The organism is Corynebacterium sp. LaCa_23, from assembly GCF_058182375.1.
The window spans coordinates 1,284,808-1,307,977 of record NZ_CP190825.1; the positions used below are offsets into that span (position 1 = coordinate 1,284,808).

At 59.4% G+C, this 23,170-nt stretch carries 22 protein-coding genes and 1 tRNA gene; 4 read left to right on the forward strand and 19 right to left on the reverse strand.

Annotation, left to right across the window (positions count from 1 at the left end; all coding sequences use genetic code 11):
- Positions 1-63: 63 nt before the first annotated feature.
- The 8 genes from ACP8IT_RS06255 to ACP8IT_RS06290 form a co-directional block, all read right to left on the reverse strand.
- Positions 64-1,017, reverse strand: a complete 954-nt coding sequence (locus tag ACP8IT_RS06255) for a helix-turn-helix transcriptional regulator (RefSeq protein ID WP_284624135.1) — start codon at positions 1,015-1,017, stop codon at positions 64-66.
- Positions 1,018-1,021: 4 nt separating this feature from the next.
- On the reverse strand, positions 1,022-2,008 hold the full coding sequence (locus ACP8IT_RS06260; protein ID WP_490289749.1) for a helix-turn-helix transcriptional regulator: 987 nt from the start codon (positions 2,006-2,008) through the stop codon (positions 1,022-1,024).
- A gap of 35 nt (positions 2,009-2,043) precedes the next feature.
- Complete coding sequence (pafA, locus tag ACP8IT_RS06265) at positions 2,044-3,423, reverse strand: Pup--protein ligase (protein ID WP_237800896.1); 1,380 nt, start codon at positions 3,421-3,423, stop codon at positions 2,044-2,046.
- Between the two features lie 38 nt (positions 3,424-3,461).
- A complete protein-coding gene (locus ACP8IT_RS06270; RefSeq protein WP_005279201.1) occupies positions 3,462-3,653 on the reverse strand; it encodes a ubiquitin-like protein Pup in 192 nt (63 codons plus the stop codon).
- 31 nt (positions 3,654-3,684) lie between these two features.
- Complete coding sequence (gene dop / locus ACP8IT_RS06275; protein WP_490289750.1) at positions 3,685-5,229, reverse strand: depupylase/deamidase Dop; 1,545 nt, start codon at positions 5,227-5,229, stop codon at positions 3,685-3,687.
- Entirely contained in the window at positions 5,214-6,794 is a 1,581-nt protein-coding gene (gene arc, locus ACP8IT_RS06280) for a proteasome ATPase (RefSeq protein ID WP_237791911.1), read from the reverse strand. Before arc ends, dop begins: the two co-directional genes overlap by 16 nt.
- A gap of 82 nt (positions 6,795-6,876) precedes the next feature.
- Entirely contained in the window at positions 6,877-7,713 is an 837-nt protein-coding gene (locus tag ACP8IT_RS06285; RefSeq protein WP_284771882.1) for a tRNA (adenine-N1)-methyltransferase, read from the reverse strand.
- A 28-nt stretch (positions 7,714-7,741) separates the two neighbouring features.
- On the reverse strand, positions 7,742-8,995 hold the full coding sequence (locus ACP8IT_RS06290; protein WP_490289751.1) for a M18 family aminopeptidase: 1,254 nt from the start codon (positions 8,993-8,995) through the stop codon (positions 7,742-7,744).
- A gap of 46 nt (positions 8,996-9,041) precedes the next feature.
- Here ACP8IT_RS06290 and ACP8IT_RS06295 point away from each other — a divergent pair, with 46 nt between their 5' ends.
- Positions 9,042-9,863 carry a RecB family exonuclease gene (locus tag ACP8IT_RS06295; RefSeq protein ID WP_005279193.1) on the forward strand — a complete coding sequence of 274 codons (822 nt, stop codon included), beginning with the start codon at positions 9,042-9,044 and terminating at the stop codon, positions 9,861-9,863.
- A 6-nt stretch (positions 9,864-9,869) separates the two neighbouring features.
- Here the strand turns inward: ACP8IT_RS06295 and ACP8IT_RS06300 are convergent, their stop codons facing one another.
- From ACP8IT_RS06300 to ACP8IT_RS06340, 9 genes are all read right to left on the reverse strand, one after another.
- Entirely contained in the window at positions 9,870-11,537 is a 1,668-nt protein-coding gene (locus tag ACP8IT_RS06300) for a formate--tetrahydrofolate ligase (protein ID WP_284901917.1), read from the reverse strand.
- A 147-nt stretch (positions 11,538-11,684) separates the two neighbouring features.
- On the reverse strand, positions 11,685-12,992 hold the full coding sequence (locus ACP8IT_RS06305) for an anaerobic C4-dicarboxylate transporter (protein ID WP_284899507.1): 1,308 nt from the start codon (positions 12,990-12,992) through the stop codon (positions 11,685-11,687).
- A 324-nt stretch (positions 12,993-13,316) separates the two neighbouring features.
- A complete protein-coding gene (aspA, locus tag ACP8IT_RS06310; RefSeq protein ID WP_023017492.1) occupies positions 13,317-14,876 on the reverse strand; it encodes an aspartate ammonia-lyase in 1,560 nt (519 codons plus the stop codon).
- A gap of 111 nt (positions 14,877-14,987) precedes the next feature.
- Positions 14,988-15,833 (reverse strand): ATP phosphoribosyltransferase, encoded by an 846-nt coding sequence (gene hisG / locus ACP8IT_RS06315; RefSeq protein WP_490289752.1) that lies wholly within the window; start codon positions 15,831-15,833, stop codon positions 14,988-14,990.
- A gap of 42 nt (positions 15,834-15,875) precedes the next feature.
- Complete coding sequence (locus ACP8IT_RS06320) at positions 15,876-16,139, reverse strand: phosphoribosyl-ATP diphosphatase (protein ID WP_005279188.1); 264 nt, start codon at positions 16,137-16,139, stop codon at positions 15,876-15,878.
- Between the two features lie 43 nt (positions 16,140-16,182).
- Positions 16,183-16,905, reverse strand: a complete 723-nt coding sequence (locus tag ACP8IT_RS06325; RefSeq protein WP_490289753.1) for an HAD family hydrolase — start codon at positions 16,903-16,905, stop codon at positions 16,183-16,185.
- Between the two features lie 121 nt (positions 16,906-17,026).
- Positions 17,027-17,410 carry a hypothetical protein gene (locus ACP8IT_RS06330; RefSeq protein ID WP_005279186.1) on the reverse strand — a complete coding sequence of 128 codons (384 nt, stop codon included), beginning with the start codon at positions 17,408-17,410 and terminating at the stop codon, positions 17,027-17,029.
- Positions 17,411-17,434: 24 nt separating this feature from the next.
- Positions 17,435-18,673 carry a cysteine--1-D-myo-inosityl 2-amino-2-deoxy-alpha-D-glucopyranoside ligase gene (mshC, locus tag ACP8IT_RS06335; protein ID WP_284609463.1) on the reverse strand — a complete coding sequence of 413 codons (1,239 nt, stop codon included), beginning with the start codon at positions 18,671-18,673 and terminating at the stop codon, positions 17,435-17,437.
- Positions 18,674-18,706: 33 nt separating this feature from the next.
- Positions 18,707-19,561 carry an undecaprenyl-diphosphate phosphatase gene (locus tag ACP8IT_RS06340; protein ID WP_034654042.1) on the reverse strand — a complete coding sequence of 285 codons (855 nt, stop codon included), beginning with the start codon at positions 19,559-19,561 and terminating at the stop codon, positions 18,707-18,709.
- A gap of 66 nt (positions 19,562-19,627) precedes the next feature.
- Between ACP8IT_RS06340 and ACP8IT_RS06345 the strand changes: the two genes are divergently transcribed.
- Positions 19,628-20,680 carry an NHL repeat-containing protein gene (locus tag ACP8IT_RS06345; protein ID WP_490289754.1) on the forward strand — a complete coding sequence of 351 codons (1,053 nt, stop codon included), beginning with the start codon at positions 19,628-19,630 and terminating at the stop codon, positions 20,678-20,680.
- A gap of 3 nt (positions 20,681-20,683) precedes the next feature.
- Complete coding sequence (locus tag ACP8IT_RS06350) at positions 20,684-21,799, forward strand: quinone-dependent dihydroorotate dehydrogenase (protein WP_490289755.1); 1,116 nt, start codon at positions 20,684-20,686, stop codon at positions 21,797-21,799.
- Positions 21,800-21,864: 65 nt separating this feature from the next.
- Here ACP8IT_RS06350 and ACP8IT_RS06355 read toward each other — a convergent pair whose 3' ends face one another.
- Complete coding sequence (locus ACP8IT_RS06355) at positions 21,865-22,257, reverse strand: hypothetical protein (protein WP_490289756.1); 393 nt, start codon at positions 22,255-22,257, stop codon at positions 21,865-21,867.
- Complete coding sequence (locus ACP8IT_RS06360; protein ID WP_023022376.1) at positions 22,257-22,796, reverse strand: YbhB/YbcL family Raf kinase inhibitor-like protein; 540 nt, start codon at positions 22,794-22,796, stop codon at positions 22,257-22,259. The genes ACP8IT_RS06355 and ACP8IT_RS06360 overlap by 1 nt, the downstream gene beginning before the upstream one ends.
- Positions 22,797-23,034: 238 nt before the next feature.
- On the opposite strand from ACP8IT_RS06360, the gene ACP8IT_RS06365 reads away from it, so the two are divergent.
- Positions 23,035-23,120, forward strand: a tRNA-Leu gene (locus tag ACP8IT_RS06365).
- Positions 23,121-23,170: the final 50 nt, after the last annotated feature.

Genomic DNA, 23,170 nt, shown 5'->3' on the forward strand with positions numbered 1-23,170 from the left:
CTCCCTTCGCGGGGAATAGTCGCGGGGCACGTGTAAGACGCATGTGCGTGCAGTAACTAAAAATTAAGTATAGCCCTTTAACGCGGCATTCCCGCGTTCCGCAATGAGATTCACAATAGATTGCGGGGCTATAACGCGTAACCTATCGGCCTGCCCGAGGGCAAAACGAACCACCCAATCTACCGATCCCACCTGCATTGTCGCAGCTATAGTGCCGTTTTCAAGGCGTTTGCCTAGTTGCATGTCGTAGTATTCTGCCAACCAGGTGAATTCTTCACGGATGACTAATTCCACGGAATCCGCCGTACCTAAATTAAAGGGTGCCGCAGCGTCGAAATCCAGCTCCTTGAGGCGCGGATGAGCGGTTTCCTCGGTCAACTCGGCATGCTTGATGCGGTCGATGCGGAAGGTCCTGTGCCCCTGCTTTTCTTCCTCCCACGCCGCGAGATAAGGCTCCGCATCCACGATGAAGATCCGGGCCGGATCAACTAGGCGCTCGGTTTCCTTATTAGATGAAGCACTCCAATAGCGCATCCGGATGCGCCGTTTTTCATTGAGCCCGCGGTTTAAGGTTGCCTGGATATCGGATTCTTGCGGGTCCACCGTCGATAATGTGTCATAAATGCTCAGCGTGCGCTCATCCATAATGGAGCGCAATTTTTCCGCGGCCGACTTAATCGCTCTGGCATCCAGCAGCCCGGGCATAGCCTCGAGGGATTCTAGGGTAAGCAGGAGTGCGCCGGCCTCGGTTGGGGTAAGCCGCAATGCTTGTCCCAGCCCTTGGTCGTTGTAGATGGTGACCCCATCGCGGTAGCTGAAAGAGAGATCGATGAGCTCTTCGGTATTGCGCCCGGTCCCAGAGCAAAATAGCCGGTCCACGGCATCTTTGAGCTCTCCTGGGTCCATCCCCAAATCCGCGGCCGCCTCCATCGGGGTTTTATCCGGATGGTTTTGAAAATACGGGATGAGGTTGAGCGACCGGACGAGCGCTTGCAGTTTATGAGATCCATCGGCCATTGGTTTACTCAGCTCCGTTGTGGTTGGCGGCTGTGCGCAAAAGGTTAATGATGTCAGTGCGCACCTCAGGGGGATCGAGCACTTTTACTTCTGGGGCATAGCCGGCAGCGGTGCGCACCAACCAATCTTTTTGGACCCCGGTCAGCACTACGGTGCCTTCGGCGGTGCGCTCCCCCGCGCTTTCTAGCTCTTGGGCTTGACCTTCAGGGATATGCAGGGTCGCTTCCACCTTTTCGCCACGCTGTAGCGCCTCTTTGACGAGCTTGTCGATGTCCACCGTCGGCTCGATGTGCTCAGCCGGCTGGTGGGACCTTTTGATATCGGAAAGCCTTAAGGCGCGGAAGACGCGCGGGGCGGCGCGGTCCACATCAAAGCCAACGATATAGATGCGGCTTTGATGGTTGACCACTCCCCAGGGATCCATGGTGCGGCGCACGGTCTCTGCTGCCGGATGGGGGCGGTAGGCAAAGGTAATGCGGACTTTATTACGCACGGCGGCCAGGACGAAGGTGATGACCTCGGGTGCGAGGCGGGTGATGTCATTGACCGCGGTATAAACGGGCGCGCCCTCCAGGTTCCGGGAAGCACCCGAGGCGGCAATCTTGGTCCACCCGGACAGGGAGAAATCGCTCAAGCCACCAGGGGTTCCCACTCCCCCTGCGATGCCAAGCACCATCGCTTCTTCCGGTGAAAATTCCACCGGCGGGAGCTGATAATTGCTTTGGTCGAGGCGGTACGAGGCGCCGTCTTCTCCACCGGTGTGCACGATGGGGACTCCGGCGCGTTGCAAGGTGGCGATATCGCGAGCCAGCGCCTTGGTAAAAGCCTCGTCGGATTTATCGCTATAACCTGCGACGTGGCTGCGGATCCAGGCCGCGGAGCGGTCCGGTGAACCACCCGAATTCGCCGCTCCTTGCAGCGCAAAGGATAGGTTGGTGAGCCTTTCTACCGCCGCATCCTGCCGGCTCGGCGTGGATCGTGATGCCACCACGTTGTCTACTCTCCCCAGTGCTCAATGTGCACGCCCTAGGCGTGATTATCGTGCATATAGTCTAGCAATGCCTCAACGCGCGGATCTGTGGACGCGAAGGGATCGAGCAGTTCCTCGGTGCGCGGTTCTGGGCGGTTGACCTTCAGCCGCGTCCAATCCACGGTCACGTGCGCGCCGCATTCTTCGGCCGCAGCAAGGAACTTTCCGCGCAGCGCCGCGCGCGTGGTCGGCGGCGCAGCAGATACCGCACGCTCGATGGACTCATCATCGATCCAGCGCTCGACCATCCCGCGGCGCAGCAGGACATCGTATAAGCCTCGCCCGGGCCGGATATCGTGATAGGTCATATCAACCTGCGTCAGCTTCGGATGCGCCCAGTCACCGCCCAAACGGGAGCGGTAGCGCTCGAGCAGCTCGAGCTTGATCACCCAATCAATCTCGCGGTTTACGCCAGAAAAATCTCCGGTCTCGATGGCGCGCAGGATGCGCTCCCACAGGTCAACGACGCGCTCCAATTCCGCCGTGGGCGTGCCGGCGTCTTCGCGGTGAGCAAGCCAATCGCGGGCCCGCGCGCAAAGCTGCTGCTGGACCTCCAAGGCTGTAATGGTTCCCCCGCTAACAAGCGGCAACGGCGTTGAGCCGGTCACATCGCGCGCAATGGAGCGAATGTGGTGGATTGGATCTGCGATCTCGAGCTCGGGTAGCTCGAAGCCTGCCTCCAGCATCTCTAACATGAGCAGGGTGGAGCCGACCTTTAGTGCGATGGTGGGCTCTGCCATATTGGAATCGCCGACGATGATGTGCATGCGGCGGAAGCGCTTGGAATCCCCATGCGGCTCATCGCGGGTATTGATGATGGGCCGGGAACGGGTGGTCGCGGACGATACGCCCTCCCATACCTGATCGGCGCGCTGGGATAAGAGGAATTGCGCGGGGTGATCGCCCTTGGCAGGCTGTACCATTCCCGCCCCGCAGATAAGTTGGCGGGTAATCAAGAACGGCAAGAGCGCCACGCCCAGGTCTTTGAGGACCATGTGCCGGCTAATGAGGTAATTCTCGTGGCAGCCAAAGGAGTGCCCGGCGGAATCGACGTTGTTCTTAAAAAGGTAGACCGCGCGCTCGTTTCCTTCTTCGGCCAAAGCGTCTTCTGCCTGCAGGGCTAGGCGGTTCATCACGCGGTCACCGGCGCATTCATGGGCGATGAGCTGGCTGAGGCTATCGCATTCGGCGGTGGCTACCTCAGGGTGCGAGCCGACGTCGAGGTACAGGCGGCTGGCATTGGTGGCAAAGATATTGGACGAGGCGTACTTTTCCACGATCGGCCGAAAGAGCACGCGCGCAACCTCATCCGGACTTAATGCCCGCTGGCTCTTCGGCGTCGCGGTGGACAGGCCGTACTCGGTTTCGATGCCCATGATCCGCCGGGCAAAAACAGGACGGGTGGATTCCACGCCTACTGTCCACCTTTTTGGACGTAGGAGCGGACGAATTCTTCCGCGTTATTTTCTAGCAGGCCATCGATCTCATCCAGGAGATCATCGGTTCCAGAAGTGTTGATATTGAGCTGAGTTGCGGTAAATTCTTCCTCTGACTCGGGGCCATTTCCCCCATTATTGCTAGAAACCTGGCGATTCGAAGTGGACACGGTGTCATCCTTTCGTCATATTAGGTGATCATTACTTACGATACTCGGGCTGGATGCCGATGGCAGCAAGCCCTTCAAGTAACTCCTCTACGCTGCTGGCGCCCTCGATAATGCCTTCGCAGTCCGCGCGGGTAAGGCCGCGGGTATCATCCATGGCCACGGTGGCCCAGACGCCATTGCGGGAGCGCCCGTCCGTAGCACCACGGCGCAGGGTGAGGCTTTGCCAACTGGCGGCGATGATGTCTTCGCCGAATTTCTGCGTTATGCGCCCGCGGAAATATGCTCGGGTGTCGGCGGGCGGCTCGGCCGCAGCGTGGTGTAGGTCTTCAGCGGTAAAGAGCTGGCGCATCTGCCCCTTGCGCACCAGCGCATGGTGCAGCGACTTCTCGGGATCGATTTCCGCGTATTGCAGGTCGATCAGGCGCAGCTTGGGATCATCTGGGGCGATGCCGCGGTCGAGGTAGCTCTTGATCAACCGGTACTTGGCCACCCAATCTAGGAGGTGGGCGGCCTTGAGGGGGTCATCGGCAAGCAGCTCTACTGCCTCGTCCCAGGCCGCTAGCACCTTGTGATCGGCGTCGGTCTCCGGCTGCAGGCGGCGACGGTATTCGGCGAGCAGCTCGAGGGCGGTGAGCGTGCGGCCATCGGCAAGCGAGAGCCGGTGGCGCAATTCGAGGTCGCGGCTTACCAGGGGGACCTCCGCGACGGCATCGGCAAGGCGCAGATCGCTAAAGTCCGTGCCGGCCTCAATGGCATCGAGCACCAGCGAGGTCATGCCCAATTTCAGCAGCGTCGAGGTCTGCGACATATTCGCATCGCCGATGATGACGTGCAGGCGGCCAAAATCATCGTGGATGGCATGGGGCTCGTCGCGGGTATTGATAATGCCACGGTTGAGGGTGGTTTCCAGGGAGATTTCCTGCTCAATATAATCCGCGCGCTGGGAAATCTGGAACCCCGGTTCCTCGCCAAACTCCCCGCGCCCCATGCGCCCAGCACCAATGACGACCTGCCGGGCCACGAAGAAGGGAATCAGCGCCTGGGCCATGACCGAAAAATCGGTGCTGCGAGCATACTGATAGTTCTCATGCGAACCGTAGCTGGCGCCCTTGCCATCGACGTTATTCTTGTACAACCGCAGCGGCGGGCACGGCTGCCGGTCCGCCAAGACGGAGTTTCCCTGTGCCGTCAGCTCCGCCACAGCATCCCGGGCCTGCAGCAACGTGTGATCGCCGGCGGCGTCATAGAGCGTTGCGTCCCACGCATTCGTGCACTCCGGAGCGGAATACTCGGGGTGGGCATGGTCCACATAGAACCGCGCCCCGCTCGGGGTGACAACATTGGCCACACCAACCGCATTGGGGTCTACCACGGGCACCGTATCGTAGCGCTTGAGATCAAAACCGCGCGAGTCCCGCAAGGGGTGCTCTTCCGCAAAATCCCAGCGGGAACGCGCACCCGTATACAGCGCGGCATAGGCCACCACCGCATGGGTCGAGGTAATGATTGGGGAATACTCCGGCGAATCCGGCGTAGAAATACCGTATTCCGTTTCCGTTCCTAGCACACGGGCCACGTACAGCTCCTTCCACTCAAAAGTTCCACACTGGTCACACGCGATCCGCCGTGATCCGCGGAAACGATCTTGCTCCATTCCTCGGGGTTGGTCGAGGTTGGCATGTATTCCGATTCCTCCTGCTCAGCGGCGATGGCGGTGCGCAGGTGCTGCTTGCCGATGCCCCCTTTAACGCCCCCATCGCCTTCCTCCGCGGCGCGCTGCGCACCGTGGTGCGATAACGCCTCCTTGATGGCCAGCTTCTTAGCCCGGGCCAGGATATTGGCGATCATCGCGCCGGAAACGAAATCGCGGTAGTGCAGGACCTGGCGCTGCCCATTGCTAAAGTGCAGCTGCGCAAAAGGCCTATCGCTATAGAGCTCATCCACGGCATCGCCGATGAGCTCGTCGATATCGCCCTCGTGTGGAATGGACGGATCGAAGTGGCGGGCGAAAATCTCGCGCGCGCCGCGCTTGGTAGGCCGATTGATGCGCACCTTCATATCCAGCCGGCCCGGGCGCATGATGGCGGGGTCAATGAGCTCTTCCCGGTTGGTGGCGCCGATGATGACCACATTGCTGAGGCCCTCCACGCCATCGAGCTCAGTCAGCAGCTGAGGAACGACGGTAGTCTCCATATCGGACGAAACCCCGGATCCACGGGTGCGGAAAATCGATTCCATCTCATCAAAGAAGATGACCACGGGGCGATCCGCGCTGGCCTGGGCGAGCTCGCGTGCGCGCTCAAAGATAAGCCGGATGCGGCGCTCGGTCTCACCGACGTACTTATTCAGCAGCTCTGGGCCCTTGACATTGAGGAAGTAGCTGGATCCGTCTCCCCCCATCTGGGTAGACAGGGAGTTCGCCACGGCCTTAGCAATGAGCGTCTTTCCGCAGCCCGGTGGGCCATAAAGCAACACACCCTTGGGCGGTTGCAAGCCATACTGCCGGTAGAGCTCGGGGTGGATAAAGGGCAGCTCGACGGAATCGCGGATCTGGGAAATCTGCTCGTCCAAGCCACCGATATCCTCGTAACGCACATCGGGTACTTCTTCCAGCGAAAGCTGCGAAACCTCTGCTTGATCCACCTTTTCCACGGCCACGGAAGCCTTGGTATCTAACAGCACCACCTCGCCCGCGCGCACGCTTTCTTGCAGCGCCTGTGCGAGCAGAACAACGCGGTTATCCCCCGCAGAATTAGCCACGACGGCGCGGCGCTGGTCCAAGCGCTCGACCACGGTGGCAAGCTCGCCAGTCCTCGTAGGAGCGCAGCCTTCGACGACCACGAAGCCATCGCCCAGCCGGACCTGTTGGCCCACCTGCAGGCTGCCCGGCTCCACGTTGGGAGACACCTTGAGCTGCATTACTCGGCCGTTGGTATAGACCTCCGCGGTGGTGCCCACCTCGCTTTGGTGCGGCGAATAGGCCAAAAACACACCGTAGGTAGAGGCAGGCTCCGCAAGGGCGTTGACCTCAGCAAATAACTGCTCGAGCTCGGCGCGCGATTTCTGTAATAGCTCCACCAGCTTTTGATTGCGCGCAGCAAGCTGGCTGAGTTGCCGCTTATTATCCGTGGCTTCATCCATGCACACCACTTTAACGCGCGAGCAGCTATGAGCGAGGCCACTTTAGTAATTAATTACACCCGTGTACTTAAAACTGTGCACCTTATTTGCGGGCGCGGCGCTGGGGGCGCGGCGGGGTGACGCCATCGGCAAGCCGCCTGGTCCAAATAAGGAATGCGGTATGCGCGTTCATGCGGTGCTCCGGGCGGGTGGCTAGGCCTTCTACCTTCCACTCGCGCACCAGGGATTCCCACGCCTTCGGCTCGGTAAAGCATTGCAGCTCGCGGATGCCCTCCATGACCTTCATCAGCTGCGGGACCGTTGCCACATAGGTCATGAATACGCCGCCGGGGATCAGCAGATCGCGCACGGTCTCCAGGTTCTCCCAGGGCTCCAGCATGTCCAAGATGATGCGGTCGACGGGGCCGCCGAGGTCCTCAGCGGTGACATCGCCGAGATCGCCTAGGCGCGGCGACCACCACTCGGGGCGGGATCCAAAGTATTCCTCGACGTTATCGACCGCGTACTCCAAGTGGTCCTCGCGGATCTCGTAGGAATAGACGTGGCCTTCGGGGCCCACGGCGCGCAGGAGGGACATCGACAAGGCGCCGGAGCCCGCACCAGCCTCCAGCACGCGGGCGCCCATGAAAATATCGCCCTCGACCAAGATTTGCGCGGCGTCCTTGGGGTAGATCACGGCGGCGCCACGCGGCATCGAGAGGACGTGATCCACCATGAGGTGGCGGAAGAGCAGGAAGGACGAGCCCAAGGTGGACTCGATGACGGAACCTTCATCCATCCCCACGATGTCATCGTGGTTGATTATGCCTTTATGGGAATGGAACTGGCCTCCTTCTTTCAAAATGACCGTGTAGTGGCGCCGCTTGGCGTCCGTCAGCTGCACGCGGTCGCCATAGGAAAAGGGGCCAGAATAAGCCATGCCGCAAAACTCCTCGAGGTTGTGGGTACTAACCCTTCAAGTATGCCTCAAGAGCCCGCGAGAGCCATATTTGGTCCTGCTCGCCCACCATCTCGCGCGCGGAGTGCATCGAAAGCATCGGCACGCCCACATCGACGGTGTCGATACCCAGCCGCGTTGCGGTAATCGGCCCGATGGTCGAGCCGCACGGCACATCGTTATTGCCCACGAAACGCTGCACCGGAACCCCAGCCTTGGCACACTCGGTCTCCCACAGCGCAATCGTCTGGGCATCGGAGGCGTAGCGCTGGTTGCCGTTGATCTTGGTCACTGGGCCTTGCCCAATGATCGGCTGGTGGGTGGGGTCGTGTTTATCCGCGTAATTGGGGTGCACCGAGTGCGCGGCATCGGCAGACACGCAGCTAGAACGCGCGAACATCTGGAAGCGCTCTTCCTCATTGGCCCCCAGCGCGCGGGCGGTGCGGGTTAGCACGTCCTGCAGGATCGGTCCGGCGGCACCATAGCGGGAACTCGAGCCCACTTCCTCGTGGTCAAAGGCCATCATGACCAAAATATCGGAGCCATCATAGTCCTGCGCAGCGCTTTGCATAGCCTCGAGCGAGGCGTGCACCGAAGACAGGTTATCCATGCGGCCGGCCGCGATAAACTTTTCGCCCGCGCCAAAGACCGCGCCCCGGGCGGCATCGGCGGTAATCAGGTTGAAGGAAGCAATATCCTGCTTAGCGATGCCCGCCTGCTCCCCCACCACCTGCAGGATCGACGCCTCTTCATCGCCGACCGTCAGCACCGGCTGCATGTGCTTTTGGCGGTCCGGCTTGAACTCATCCTTGCGGTACAAGTGGATAGCCAGCGAAGGAAGCCGCAGGACTGGCCCCGTATTCACCAGGTGCTGGCGCCCATCCGTGGTCACAACCTGGCCGGCGACGGTAAGTTCGCGGTCAAACCACGTGTGCAGCAAGGCGCCGCCGTAGATTTCTACCGCGACCTGCTGCCAGCCCGCAGCGGAAAAATCGGGTGTTGGTTTAAGCGCCAGCCCCGGCGAATCAGTATGCGAGCCAACGATGCGGAAACCGGAGTTCTTATCGGCGCCTTCCGGCACGTACCACGCGGTAACCGCGCCGCCGCGGACCATGACGTGCCCGCCCGGTGCGGCCGACCAGTCCTCGCGCTCATCCTGGACCTGGAAACCAGATTCTTGCAGCTGGCGCGCTACCTCATGCGCGGCGTGGTACGACGACGGCGAGGCCGCCAGAAAATCAAGGAACTTATCGGTATAACTCATACCTTCTAGCTTGCCACGAAACTATCGGCGATAGGCTAGATACACCATGGCTACTTCATCTACTCCCCGCCCTCTTGCCCTGTCACCCTCGCGCGCCTCCGACTACCAGCAGTGCCCGCTGCTCTATCGATTCCGGGCCATCGACAAGATTCCCGAGCCCAAGACCATCGCCCAAGTTAAGGGAACCCTGGTCCACGCGGTCCTAGAAGAAACGCATAAACTCCCGCGTGAAGAGCGCACCTACCCGGCAGCGGTAAAGATGATTAAACCAAGCTGGGCCGCGATGACAGAAAAGGACGCTGAACTGCTCGAGCTCGTGCCCGAAGAAGAAACGTATGACTTCTTCGTCGCGGCCCGCGAGCTGCTCAAGGGCTATTTCCAGATGGAAAACCCGCAGGGCTTCGACTGCCAAGAAACCGAGATGTATGTCAATACGGTCCTGCCCAATGGCGTACCCGTGCGCGGGTTTATTGACCGCGTGGACCGCGCGCCCACCGGCGAGGTGCGCGTCGTGGATTATAAGACGGGAAAGAAACCGGCACCGCGCTTTTCCCACAGCGCCCAATTCCAGATGCGGTTTTATGCCCTGGTGTACTGGCGCCTGCTGGGCACCATCCCCCACCAGCTGCGGCTGATGTATCTCAAGGTGCTGGATTCGATGTTTTTAGCTCCTACCCAGGAGGAACTCGAATACTTCGAGCGCGATCTAGGCCAACTGTGGGCCAAGATTGAAGCCGATGGGCGCGCCGGGGATTTTCGCCCGAAGCGCTCCAAGCTCTGTGATTGGTGCGCGCATCAGGCGATCTGCCCTGAATTTGGCGGCACGCCGCCGGAGTACCCGGGGTGGCCGGGCTCCGCGGCGGATTAAATCCTTTTAGAACAGTCCGGATACCGTGCCATCGGCGGCGACGTCAATATTATTGGCCGCCGGCTTCTTAGGCAGGCCCGGCATGGTCATCACGTTGCCGGTCAGCACCACGATGAACCCGGAACCGGTGCGCGGCAGTAACTCGCGCACGTGCAATGTGTGTCCCTCAGGAGCACCAAGTTCCGTGGCTTCATCCGAGAAGGAATACTGCGTCTTGGAAATGACCACGGGTAATTTATCCCAGCCATTGTCCTTGATGTATTGCAAGTCCTTCACAGCCTTTGAGCCGTATTCCACGCGGTCCGCGCGGTAGATCTCGCGGGCGATGGTCTCGATGGAGGCCTCGATGCCTTCTTCCGGATCGTAGAGCTGCTGCGCGCCGCCCTCGAGGTTCTCCAGCAAGGTCTCGGCCAGCTTCGTCGCTCCCGCGCCGCCTTCGGCCCAGACGTTGGCCTCTTCCAAGGCCACGCCGAAGTCCTTGGCCCAATCGCGCATAAACTGGCGCTCCGCCTCGGTATCGGACCAAAAGAGGTTCAGCGCGACGACAGGCTTGATCCCAAACTTGCGCAGGTTTTCTACGTGGCGCTCAAGGTTGACGATACCCTTCTGCAGCGCCTCAAGGTTTTCCTCGGTGAGCTTGTCCTTGGCAACGCCTCCGTTGTACTTCTGCGAGCGGATCGTCGCCACAACCACCGCGCCGGCCACGTCCAGGTCACCAAACCGGGACTTGATATCCATAAACTTCTCGCCGCCAAGATCCGCGCCGAAGCCGGCTTCAGACAGCACGATATCTCCGAACTGCAGGGCGGTCTGCGTCGCCAGCAAGGAGTTGCAGCCGTGCGCGATATTGGCGAAGGGACCACCGTGCACGAGTGCGGGAACCCCGCCGAGGGTTTGCACGAGGTTCGGGTTCAAGGCATCGCGCATCAATGCGGTCAGCGCACCTTCCGCATCGAGCTCGCGCGCGGTTACTGGGCGCTGGTCATAGGTAAAGCCGACGGTAATATCGCCTAGGCGCTGCTTGAGGTCATCGAGGCTCGTCGCCAAGCACAAAATGGCCATGATCTCGGAGGCCGCCGTAATGGTAAAGCCCGTTTCTGCCGGCACGCCGTGTGCCGATCCGCCGAGGCCGGTCACCACATTGCGCAATGCTCGGTCGTTCACGTCGACGCAGCGCTGCCACGTGACACGGCGAGGGTCAATGCCCAGCTGGTTGCCCTGGTGAATGTGGTTATCGATGATGGCGGCGAGCGTATTCGTTGCCGCGGCAATGGCGTGGAAGTCACCGGTGAAGTGCAGGTTGATATCCTCCATCGGCACAATCTGGGCGTAACCGCCGCCCGCAGCGCCGCCCTTGATGCCCATTACCGGGCCCTGGGAGGGCTCGCGGAGGGCCACGATGGCCTTCTTTCCAATCTGGTCCAAGGCATCGGTCAAGCCGATAAGCACCGTGGATTTTCCCTCGCCGGCAGGTGTTGGGGAGACTCCTGTCACCAGCACGAGCTTGCCGCGCTTGTCTTTGGCGTAGTCCACCTTGGTGATATCCACCTTGGCCTTCGTGGAACCAAAGGGAATTACTGCATCTTCAGGGATACCTGCTTTGGCTGCGATCTCCGCAATCGGCTGCAGGTTATGGGCTTGTGCGATTTCAACATCGGATGGCTGCGTAGTCATAGCACCTACCCTACCGATTTCTGACATAAGCCAAGTCGCATGGGGTAAGAAGTGTGAGACACAACATTCTTCGGGTGGGGTTGCCACATAAAAGTGGCGCCCTCTCTGCGGAGAAGACGCCACTGGGAATGCGAATTGAAGGACTCGCTAGATGATTACCGCGCCGAGTGCGTAGCCCAAGAGCACGGAACCGACAATGCTGACCACGCCGGGGATGAGGAATGGGTGGTTAAAGACGGCCTTGCCGATCTTGGTCGTGCCCGTATCATCCATTTCGACTGCTGCCAGCAACGTTGGGTAGGTAGGCAGGATGAACAGGGCAGATACTGCCGGGAATGCGGCCACGGCGGTAACCGGGCCTACTCCCAGCGCCAAGGCGGCGGGCATGAGTGCCTTGGTGGTGGCGGCCTGCGAGTACAGCAGGGCTGCGGCGAAGAAGAGCACTACTGCCAGCAACCATGGCGAAGCTTCGATGACGTCGCCAGCCAAGGCCTGAATATCGTCCAAGTAGTGGTTGATGAGGGTGGTTCCCAACCACGCGACACCCAGCACACAGATGCAGGCAGACATGCCCGATTTAAATACCGGGGTGTTGAGGACGTCAGCTGCCGGAATCTTGGTCTTGAGCACGATGATCGTTGCGGCCGAAAGCATGACGGTCATAATCGCCTCATTGCGCGGCAACGTGGGATCCGTAATGAGACCAACCTGCTCGGAAGAAATGGTAGCCCATGCCATGACGATAACGATGGCGATAAGGAAGATAACGACGGAAGACTTAGCGCCTTCCTTTGGCTCATATTTGCTAGCACCAATCGGCTCTTTGACCAAGCCCTGCGCCTTGCGCTCTTGGTAGACGGGGTCATCTTCCAGTTCCTTGCCAAACCTATTGGCCAGCCACGCTGCCGGGAAGATGGACAGGAAGGTAGCTGGAATCAGCACGCCGAGCACCTGAAGGTACCCCACGCCCATGGGCTCAAGCAGGCCAGCCAGGATGACCACCGCGGCCGAAATTGGCGAGGCACAGATACCCATCTGCGCGGCGACGACCGCGATAGACAGCGGGCGCGACGGACGAACCTTGCCCTCCTTGGCCACCTCGACGATCACCGGCAGCGTGGAAAAGGAGGTGTGGCCGGTACCGGCAAGGACCGTCATCAGCCACGTCACGATGGGTGCGTAGTACGTAATTTTCTTAGGGTTTTTGCGCAGGAACTTCTCGGCCACGTGAACCAAATAGTCCATGCCGCCGGCTTTTTGCATGGCGGCGATGGCCGCAATCACCGTCATGATGATGGCGATGACATCGAACGGAATGTCTTCCCTAGTTACGGGAACTCCCGCAACACCCAAAAGGAGAACGCCCAGGCCACCGGCCATGCCGATACCTATGGACCCAATTCTCGCACCCAAGATAATGGCCGCGAGAACGATGACAATATGAACAATAACCATGGATACACTCCACACGTTCTCAACTACACGTAGTGGACCCGCCTTGACCTGCCGGTCGTGGACCACCCTTACACTTCTATTTTGCCCTGAATGTGTTGTTTTATTGACACAATATGCCCGTTTGTGTCGGTTCCCACATGTGTTCTACCTCGCGTTATAAACCGTTCGGTATATTTCCATGGCACTGCGCTATGGAAGCGGGAGACACCAATTCGGGCATAGACGAAAGAGGCCGCACACACCGTGGAGTACTCCCCTCCCGTTTTCCACGGGAAGAGTGAGCACGGTGTGTGCGGAATGTTGCGCTATGGCTCGCGGGCTTACTTAGTTTTCGTCCAAGAAAAGCTGGCCGCGGAATTCTGGGTGCATGAGGTTTTCTACCGACAGCACCTTGTTCAGCGTTGCCTCATCCAGAAGGCCCTTTTCCAGGACGAGTTCCTTGACGCCCTTGCCGGTCTTGAGGGATTCCTTGGCAATCTCGTCACCGTTGTGGTGGCCAATGAATGGGTTCAGGTAGGTGACGATACCGATGGAGTTCTCCACGTACTGGCGGCACACATCGGCGTTAGCGGTAATACCGGTGACGCACTTTTCGCGCAGCGCATCAACCGCGTTGCCCATGATGCGGATGGACTGGAACAGCGCCTCACCGATGACCGGCTCCATCACGTTGAGCTGCAGCTGACCTGCCTCTGCGGCCATGGTCACGACGTGGTCGTTGCCGAAGACCTTGAAGCAGGTCTGGTTGACCACCTCTGGGATAACTGGGTTGACCTTACCCGGCATGATGGAGGAACCTGCCTGGCGGGCCGGCAGATTGATTTCGCCAAGGCCAGCGCGTGGACCGGAGGACAGCAGGCGCAGGTCGTTACAGATCTTGGACAGCTTCATGGCAGCGCGCTTGATGGCGGAGTGCAAGAATACGTAGGCACCGCAGTCAGAGGTGGCCTCGATCAGGTCGCTTGCAGTCTTCATCTCCAGGCCGGTGACTTCAGACAGAGCGGCGGTTACCTGGTGGCGGTAGCCGGCTGGGGTGTTAACGCCGGTGCCGATGGCGGTGGCGCCGAGGTTGATCTGCAGCAAGCGGCTCTGTGCGTCGCGCAGAACGGCCTGCTCCTCGTTCAGGTTATTGGCAAAGCCCTTGAATTCATCGCCCAAGGTCATGGGGACGGCATCCTGTAGCTGGGTGCGGCCCATCTTCAGGATGTCTTGGAACTCATTGCCCTTGTCTTGGAATGCGGAACGCAGGCTGTCGATGCGCACGACGAGGTCATCGATGGCAGCGTACAGGCCCAGACGGAAGCCAGTTGGGTAAGCATCGTTGGTGGACTGGGACATGTTGACGTCATCGTTGGGGTTGATGATGTCGTAGGAGCCCTTCTCCTCCCCCAAGTGCTCAAGCGCCAGGTTGGCAACGACCTCATTGGTGTTCATGTTCAACGAGGTGCCGGCGCCGCCCTGGAATACATCGAGCGGGAACTGGTCCATGCAGCGGCCCTCGTCCAAGATCTGGTCACAAGCCCAGATGATGGCCTCTGCTTTCTTCTTTGGAAGCACGTGCAGGCGACGGTTGGCCATCGCAGCGGCCTTTTTGACCTGCACCATGCCGCGGATGAAGTGCGGAATGGTGTTAATGGTCACGTAGGAAATCTGGAAGTTATCCATCGCGCGGACGGTGTGGACACCAAAGTAGGCATCAGCAGGAATTTCCAAGTCACCGATCAGGTCGGTCTCCGTACGAGTGTTTTTGCTCGACGTCTTTGGCTGCTTCTGCTCAGCTACCTTTTTCTGTGCAGAATGAGTGGTCTTATCCTCCTGCTTTTCCTGCCCTTCCTTTGCGGCAGACTTAGTGTCTTTTTCTTCTTTCTTAGACGACTTTGCCATGATGGCGCGGCTCCTTTGCCTGTCGAGAATGATGTCCGAGTAAATGTTCTCAAGCGCCAATGGTAGCCACGTTTCGCCCCAGTTGGGACGACCAAGAATTTAATACTCCCCCTAAAAGCGGGCAATGCGGAGATCGGAAGCCAAAATTGCCTCCGCACCGAGTTGGGAAAGTCGATCCATAATCTGGTTGGCTTCCTTCTGCGGAACCATCGCACGCACCGCTACCCAGTCTTGCCGCGCCAACGGTGAGACCGTGGGTCCAGTCAGACCCGGAGTAACACCAGCTGCTTTGTCCAGATTTTCTTCCGCGATGTTGTAGTCAATCATGAGGTAGGTGCGGGCGTGCAAGATGCCTTGGATGCGGCCCAAGACGACCTGCTCTTCCGGCGTCACCTCTGCATCGTGGCGTTTGATAACCACGGCTTCTGAGGTGACGATGGGTTCACCAAAGGGCGCCAAGCCCTGCTGCCGCAGCGTAGTACCAGTTGACACGACATCAGCAATCACATCGGCCACGCCCAAGTGGATGGAGATTTCCACCGCCCCGTCTAGGCGGATCACATCGGCGGAAATTCCCTTCTCCGCCAGGTCCTGGCGGACCAAATTCGGGTACGACGTCGCCACACGCTTGCCCTCTAGGTGAGAGATATCCCACCCCACTCCTTGGGGTGCGGCGTAGCGGAATGTCGAGTCGCCGAAGCCGAGCGAGAGGACCTCTTTAAATTGGGCATTGGAATCGAGCGCCAAATCGCGCCCCGTAATCCCTAGATCGAGCACACCGCGAGCAACATAGATCGCGATGTCCTTCGGGCGGAGGAAGAAAAACTCCACCCCGTTATCCAGATCCACCACGTTCAGGGTTTTGGAGTGGCCGCGCCCCTTGTATCCGGCCTCACCAAGGATTTCTAAAGCCGCCTCCGATAAGGACCCTTTATTTGGTACTGCAATTTTGATCATGCTGTTCTCCAGGAATTTTGCTCCACCGCAGGTGGCAACAAGTTATAGGTATTTATAAATATCTTCAGGGCGCAGGCCACGCTTGATCATCATGACCTGCGTCCAATAGATAAGCTGCGACATTTCTTCCGCCAGTTCCTCATCGGACTGGTATTCGGCGGCGATCCATACCTCGCCTGCCTCTTCGATGATCTTTTTGCCAATATGATGGGCGCCTTCTTCCAGCGCCTGGACGGTCCCAGAGCCCTCAGGCTTCTGGTCTGCTTTGTTTAGTAGCTCAGCAAAAAGTGTCTCAAAATCCTTCACGGCTAACTATTGTTCCACAGGTAAGCAGACAATGCGAAGGGTTTTATTTCATTTCCTGGATAACCCGGAACCACTCGTAGACATCCGTGTGGAGCGCGCCGGCGAGGTGGCGAGAATCGCGCAGCCGAGAGATTTCTACTACCCCGTCCGGTACTTCCACTCCTTCATCTTCTGGCAGACCGATAACGGTGCATCCCGCGGCCACGGCAGCGCGCATACCTGCCGGGGAATCCTCAAATACGAGGCACTGAGCTGGATTAAGCTGCAGGCGCCGAGCCGCTTCCAAGTACATGTCTGGGGCAGGCTTGCCGGTGGGAACTTCATCGCCGCAAATAGTGTCTACGAAATACTCGCTGCCGATGACCGCAATGGCGGCGTCTGCAACGTCGCGGTCCGTATTCGTCGTAACCATCATCGGCATGCCGTCGTGGTGCAGCGAAGTTAAAAGCTCAGGGATGCCAGGAAAGATTTCGAGGCGGCCGGCAAAAAGAGTCTTCATATAATCAAACATCTTGTGCCGGTAGGCCTCGACATCGCCTTCGCCCAAGACAACCCCAGCGTTGTCGGCACAAATGCGCAGCGTCGTCGTAAAAGTAGCTCCCACCGTATCCAGGCGTTGGTTGGGGGTAAGGCGTTTTCCCAGCACTTCCGAAAGATAGTACGTCGCCTCGCCCCATAAGGGCTCCGAGTTGGTCAAGGTGCCATCCATATCCCAGAAAATCGCCGCTGGACGGGACAAAAGCTGGGAATTACTCACTGTGGTCATACACACTCCACCGGCTTTTCCGGCATAGAATTAAGGCTCAACGAGGATATTCGCGCTGCGCGGTGATCGATCAACTTCACCTTAGGAATCTACCCACAGCGGGCTGGCGCCGTAAAGAGGCTTAGAAGTCCAACTCGGGAATCTGTGATAGCGCCTCATCATCGGCACCGGTTGCCGCGGAGGCGTTGTACATAAGCTCGGCGATTTCTTCCTTTTCCTCCGGCTCCACCACGGCATCGTGTTGCTTGCGATTAAAGGTGGCGAGTTTTTTAACGGTCTTATTCAGCACCGCGGCGAGCTGGCCGCCATCAGGATCATCCGGCAGCCCGTCTAGCCCGTCCAGCATCTGCTCGAGGTGGCCTTTAAGTTCTGGTAGCACCGCCGCGTTAAACGGCGCCTCCCAGAACTCTTTTTCCTCATCCTTGAGGTAATCACCGGTGGCAAAGGACTTCAGATCAGCAATGAACTCATCAACGGTGGGTTGGAAATCTGCGCGAATGCTCATGCTGTCGATATTGCCCTAAGTTGGCTAGGCCCGCACGCCGAGCAGCGAATCAAGTGCGGTACGCACCAACTGCGCAGCCCCTTCCTCGTCCTCGCCACGGTCACTGCCTGCCCAATTGTCGATGGCGCGCAGCGCGGTGGGGGTATCGAGGTCATCGGCAAGCGCTTGGCGAAGCCCCGCTACCGCATCCTCCGCAGCCGACAGGGCCCCAGGGGCCTCCAGGGCGGTCCGCCAGGTGGCCAGGCGGGCCTTGGCCTGGTCGAGCACCTCATCGGACCAGTCCCGCTCGGCGCGGTAATGGCCGGAGAATACGCCAAGGCGAATGGCGGAGGGATCCTCGCCCTGCTCCACGAGCTTGTGGACGAAGACCAGGTTGCCCAGGGACTTGGACATTTTCACGCCGTCGAGGCCAATCATTCCGGTGTGGACATAGAACTGCGCCATGCGGTCTACGCCCAATGCGGCCTCTGCATGCGCGGCGGAAAATTCGTGGTGCGGGAACTTCAGATCGCTGCCGCCGCCTTGAATATCAAAGGTGCTGCCCAAGTAGTTGGTGGCGATGGCAGAGCACTCGATGTGCCAGCCAGGGCGGCCTGGACCGAAGGGAGACTTCCACGCCGGTTCGCCTTCGCGGTGGGCGCGCCAAATCAGGGCGTCCATGGGGTGCTTCTTGCCTGGGCGGTCGGGGTCGCCGCCGCGCTCGGCAAAAAATTCCTGCATCTGTTCCATCGAGTAATTGGATTCGTAGCCAAATTCCTCGGTGGCATCGATGGAGGCATATACATCCGGGTACTCCGGGTCATCGACCACGTAAGCGGCGCCGTTATCCAGCAACTTTTGCACCATATCCACGATCTCATCGACCGCCTCCATAGCGCCGATAAAGTGCTGTGGCGGGATGACCGATAAAAGCTCCATATCGGAGCGGAAAAGGTCGATCTGGGAGGTGCCGAGTTCGCGCCAATCAACGCCGTCGCGCTCCGCGCGCTCAAAGAGTGGGTCATCGACGTCGGTGATGTTTTGCGCGTAATTGACCTTCTTGCCAGCGTCCAGGAACTGCCGGTAAATCAGATCGAAAGTGAGATAGGTGGCTGCGTGGCCCAAGTGGGTCGAATCATACGGGGTAATGCCGCACACGTACATGGTGGCGGTATCCCCCTTTACCTGCACGGGGGCCTTGGTTTGATTCGCGGAATCGTAGAGATAGAGCTGCGCCGCATCGCCTGGGACGCGACTATAAGAAGGTGTTGGCCAAGAATGCATGGCACCTATCCTAACGCGAACTTATGGGGTGCTTTAAATGGGCTGTAGGACTCCCAAGGCCAGCAGAATCATCACGAGGATGCCTACTGGGATGCGGTAGGCCGCAAACCATGCAAAGGAGTGGTTGCCCACGAAGTTCAGCAACCAGGCAATCGACGCGTAGCCTAAGGCAAAGGCAATGCCGGTGCCGACGAGCAGCTGCATACCGGACGCGGCTTGACCGGCCTCGGGCGCGAAGGCATCGGGAAGCGAAAAAAGCCCCGAAGCCAGCACTGCCGGAATGGCCAAGAGGAAGCTAAAGCGCGTGGCCACCTCGCGGTCGAGGCCCAAGAAAAGACCACCGGAAATGGTGCCGCCCGAACGCGAAACGCCAGGAACCAGCGCCAAGCACTGGCACAGGCCCATGATGATGGCATCCTTCATCGTGAGCTCGTCATAACCGCGCTTTTTGGAGCCCACGCGCTCTGCGGCGATGAAGACGAAGGAGAAAAGGATCAGCATCGCGGCGGTGATCCACAGGTTGCGCAGCGCACCGCGGATGGCATCTTCAAAAACCAACCCGATAACGCCGATGGGAATGGATCCGGCGATGACCATCCAGCCCATGCGCCAGTCCTGTCCGCGCGAGGCGGGGTTGGTCCACCCACGCAGCCATCCGGAGAGGATTTGCCAGATCATCGGGGCGAAATAAACCAGCACGGCAAGCTCGGTGCCGAGCTGGATGACGGCTGTAAAGGAAGCACCGGCATCGTTGCCCCAAAAGAGCTCGGAAACAATGCGCAGGTGCCCCGAGGAGCTTACCGGGAGAAACTCCGTAAGCCCCTGCACAATGGATAAAACGATAACTTGTGCCCAAGAAACTGCTTCGGTCGCGGTATCAGAAATCACCCGCCATACACTACCGCCGCGCACGGCTTCGGGAAATCGCAACGCGCGCTGTTAGGATAAGTATCCGTGAAATCACGATCCCGCTCCACACTCGTACTATCCAGCTTGCTAGCACTCTCCACTGCTGCGCTGGCCGCCTGCGATTCCACCGTGGGCGTAGGCGGTGATCCCGAAACCGCAGTGAAGGGCAACGCCACCCCAGCCGCTTCTCCGAGCGACACCGATCCTGCCGGTACGGTCATCGACCTCGATGAAGACATCACGGATCTGGCCGCGGTGAAGGATACGATTGCCGTTCGCACCGCGGACCAGGTGCGCATTGGCAGCCAGGATGACTTTGCCGCCAAGAAGGCCAAGAGCATCGATGTCGATTCCACCTGCGGCGATTTGAGCTCCTCCGAATCTGGATTCGTCTTGGCTTGCCCGGATAAGGTCCTACTCATTGATCCTTCTGCGCCGGAGTCACCGGAAGAAATCAAGATGGAGGAAGACTTCCAGGTCACCGCTGGGACCCAACTTTCCACCGGCGAAGTCTTTGTCACCGCGAGCGACTCCGCTGTGGTCGGCCGGTACAAGGATGGCACGCGGGACGGCGAAATCTCCGTCGAGGCCGGCTCGGACCAGATGCTCGCCGTTCCCAATGCGGACGGCGATGACGGGATTGTGCGCATTCAGCGTTCGGATTCCACCATCCAGAATATCGATTGGCCCAATGACCGCGCCGGCGGCCGGTTGCGCGCTGGCCAGGGTGTCGGCCAAATCGCGGTGGGTAATAACGGCGTCGTGCTCGCCTCCGATACCGAGGGCGGCCGGATCGCGGTCTATACCTCCGATGACGTCGTCCGCCTGCACCAATACGGCGTGGTCGATGGCACCCCGTGGGCGGTGGCCTGGGATGACTCGCGCGAGCTCGCGTGGGTTACCACCACCGATAACAACATCGCGCACGCCTATTCCATTGACAAGGGCGTTCCCGAATCCCGCGGCGAGATTGCCACGCTTGCCGATGCCCAAAATATTTCCGCTCTTTCCAATGGCACCATCGTGGTTGCCTCCGCATCCGGCCAGGGGCTGCAGTTCGTGGCGGATCCACACCTGACAAAGGCAAAGGAGTCTTAATCCATGGTTTCGACCTTCGATTCGCTGCGCAAAGGCGCCTATCAGCTGGCGCTACGCGGGATGTTTCGCTTAAGCCCCGAGCGCATCCACGGCATTATCAACTCTGGCCTCCACGGCCTGCACGCGGCAGGGCCTGCCAATCGCGCGCTTGGCCGCATCCTGCCGGTCAACGATCTGGTCTTGACACAGGAAGTATGCGGGATCACCTTCCCGCGCCCGCTTGGCCTGGCGGCTGGGTTTGATAAAAACGCCGCTGCCGCCGATGCCTGGTCGCCGCTTGGTTTCGGCTATGCCGAGCTGGGCACCGTCACGGCGCAGGCGCAGCCGGGCAACCCGACTCCCCGCCTCTTCCGCCTCAAAGAAGATGCCGCCATCTTAAACCGGATGGGTTTTAATAATGAGGGTGCGGCGGCCGTGGCAGAGAATCTGCGCAAGCGCCGGTACAACGACGTCATCGGGATTAATATCGGCAAAACCAAGGTCACCCCAGCCGAACGCGCCGTGGATGATTACCGCCGCTCCGCGTCCGTTTTAGGCGGTCTGGCGGACTACCTGGTGGTCAATGTCTCTTCCCCCAATACCCCTGGGTTGCGGGACCTGCAGGCGGTCGAATCGCTTCGCCCCATCCTGCGCGCCGTGCAAGAATCCACCGATGTCCCCGTCATGGTAAAAATCGCGCCGGACCTTTCGGATGCCGATGTCGATGCCGTTGCCGATCTCGCCGTGGAACTGGGCCTTGCCGGCATCGTCGCCACCAATACCACCATCTCCCGCGAGGGACTGAACACTCCCCGCGCGGAGGTAGAAGCCCTTGGCGCCGGTGGTATTTCCGGCCCACCGGTGGCCGAGCGCTCCTTAGAGGTACTCCGCCGGCTGAACGCGCGTGTGGGAACGCAACTTGTCCTTATTTCCGTCGGTGGGATTACCACCCCGGAACAGGCGTGGGAGCGAATTGCCGCCGGTGCCAGCCTCCTCCAGGGCTATACCGGGCTCATATACGGCGGGCCGGACTGGATTCGGGACATTCACAGGGGCATCGCCAAGCAGATTCGCGCCCATGGCCTAAGCAATATCTCTGAGGCCGTAGGCTCCAATCTGCCGTGGAAGGCAATAAACTAGCAGCTCATTAGATAAAGAAAATGCCACGTGTTTCCACACGTGGCATTGCTTATTTATAGGCCCGCTTAGGAGGTCGCCATGACGCTGCGTCGCAAAATCAAGGCACAGATGGCGGACATGCCGGCATAAAAGAGCAGCCAATACTGCTGCTGAATCAGCAAATCGTGTTGCGGAAGAAAGCGACTAGCAATAATCAAGAGCACCGCCACCGCCAAGGCGATGATCTGTGCGCGGCTACCGGCATGCTCCTTGCTCATCGTGCTGAAGGCACCCACCATCACCGCTGCAATAATGATCGCGAGGTTACTGTAGGTCCAGACAAAGGGTGCGCCCCATCCTTCACTAAAAACGGAAATGAGGGCGAACAGGACCAGCACAAAAGCAACGACCAAAAAAGCGCCGCCCACCCGCAGCGCTGCGGGTGGGGTCACTGGGTTTTTAGGAGCGGAACTCGCCATTACTTGGCCTCGTACCAACCCCAGAGGATTGCCCGGCCCAGTGCGTGGAAGTGCAGGTTGAAGCCGAGGACGGTGGGGGAAGAATCCGGATCGATATCGAGGGTTTCTACGTCTACGGCGTGGACCGCGTAGAGGTAGCGGTGCGGAGCGTGGCCGGCCGGCGGGTTGGCACCAAAGTGGGTGCGGTTGCCGGAGTCATTGCGCAGGCTGATAACACCGTCGATGCCAAGGTCCTCTGCCGCGCCGGCGTTGGTGGGCAGCTCCGAGACATCAGTGGGGATATTAAAGGCGGCCCAGTGCCAGAAACCGGAGGCGGTCGGTGCATCCGGGTCAAAGCAGGTAACCGCTAAAGACTTGGTTCCCTCCGGCAGTCCGGACCATGCCAGCTGTGGGGACACGCTTTCCGGCGCGCGGTGCTTTTCTGGAATCTCATCGCCTTCTACCAAGTCGGTAGAAGACAGCCCAAAGCTGGGGAGATCGCGCAGCGGGGCGTACGGGTCAGGTCCGGGGAATCGAGTGTCATCTGCATAAGAAGTCATGTACCCCTTTGTACCGCAGATCACACGCGCTTGTCGATGTCCCTCCCACTCACCCCACCACCGTCCAGCTGGTTTCAAACCGTGCTCCTATGTAGGCACTGCGGCCACCCAAGTTACATGGATGTATTTACCCGCCTTGCGATCGTCCGATTTATAAGCGTCGACCTGGCGATTTGTATTCCAAAGGCCGAACACGATAAAGTTTCGAGGTGCCCAACCGAGAGGTTGCAAACACCCTGCCCGGGTGGCGGAATGGCAGACGCGCTAGCTTGAGGTGCTAGTGTCCTATTAACGGACGTGGGGGTTCAAGTCCCCCTCCGGGCACACTGTGAAGTCTCGAGACATCGTTCCTACGGTGCCTCGAGATTTTTCTA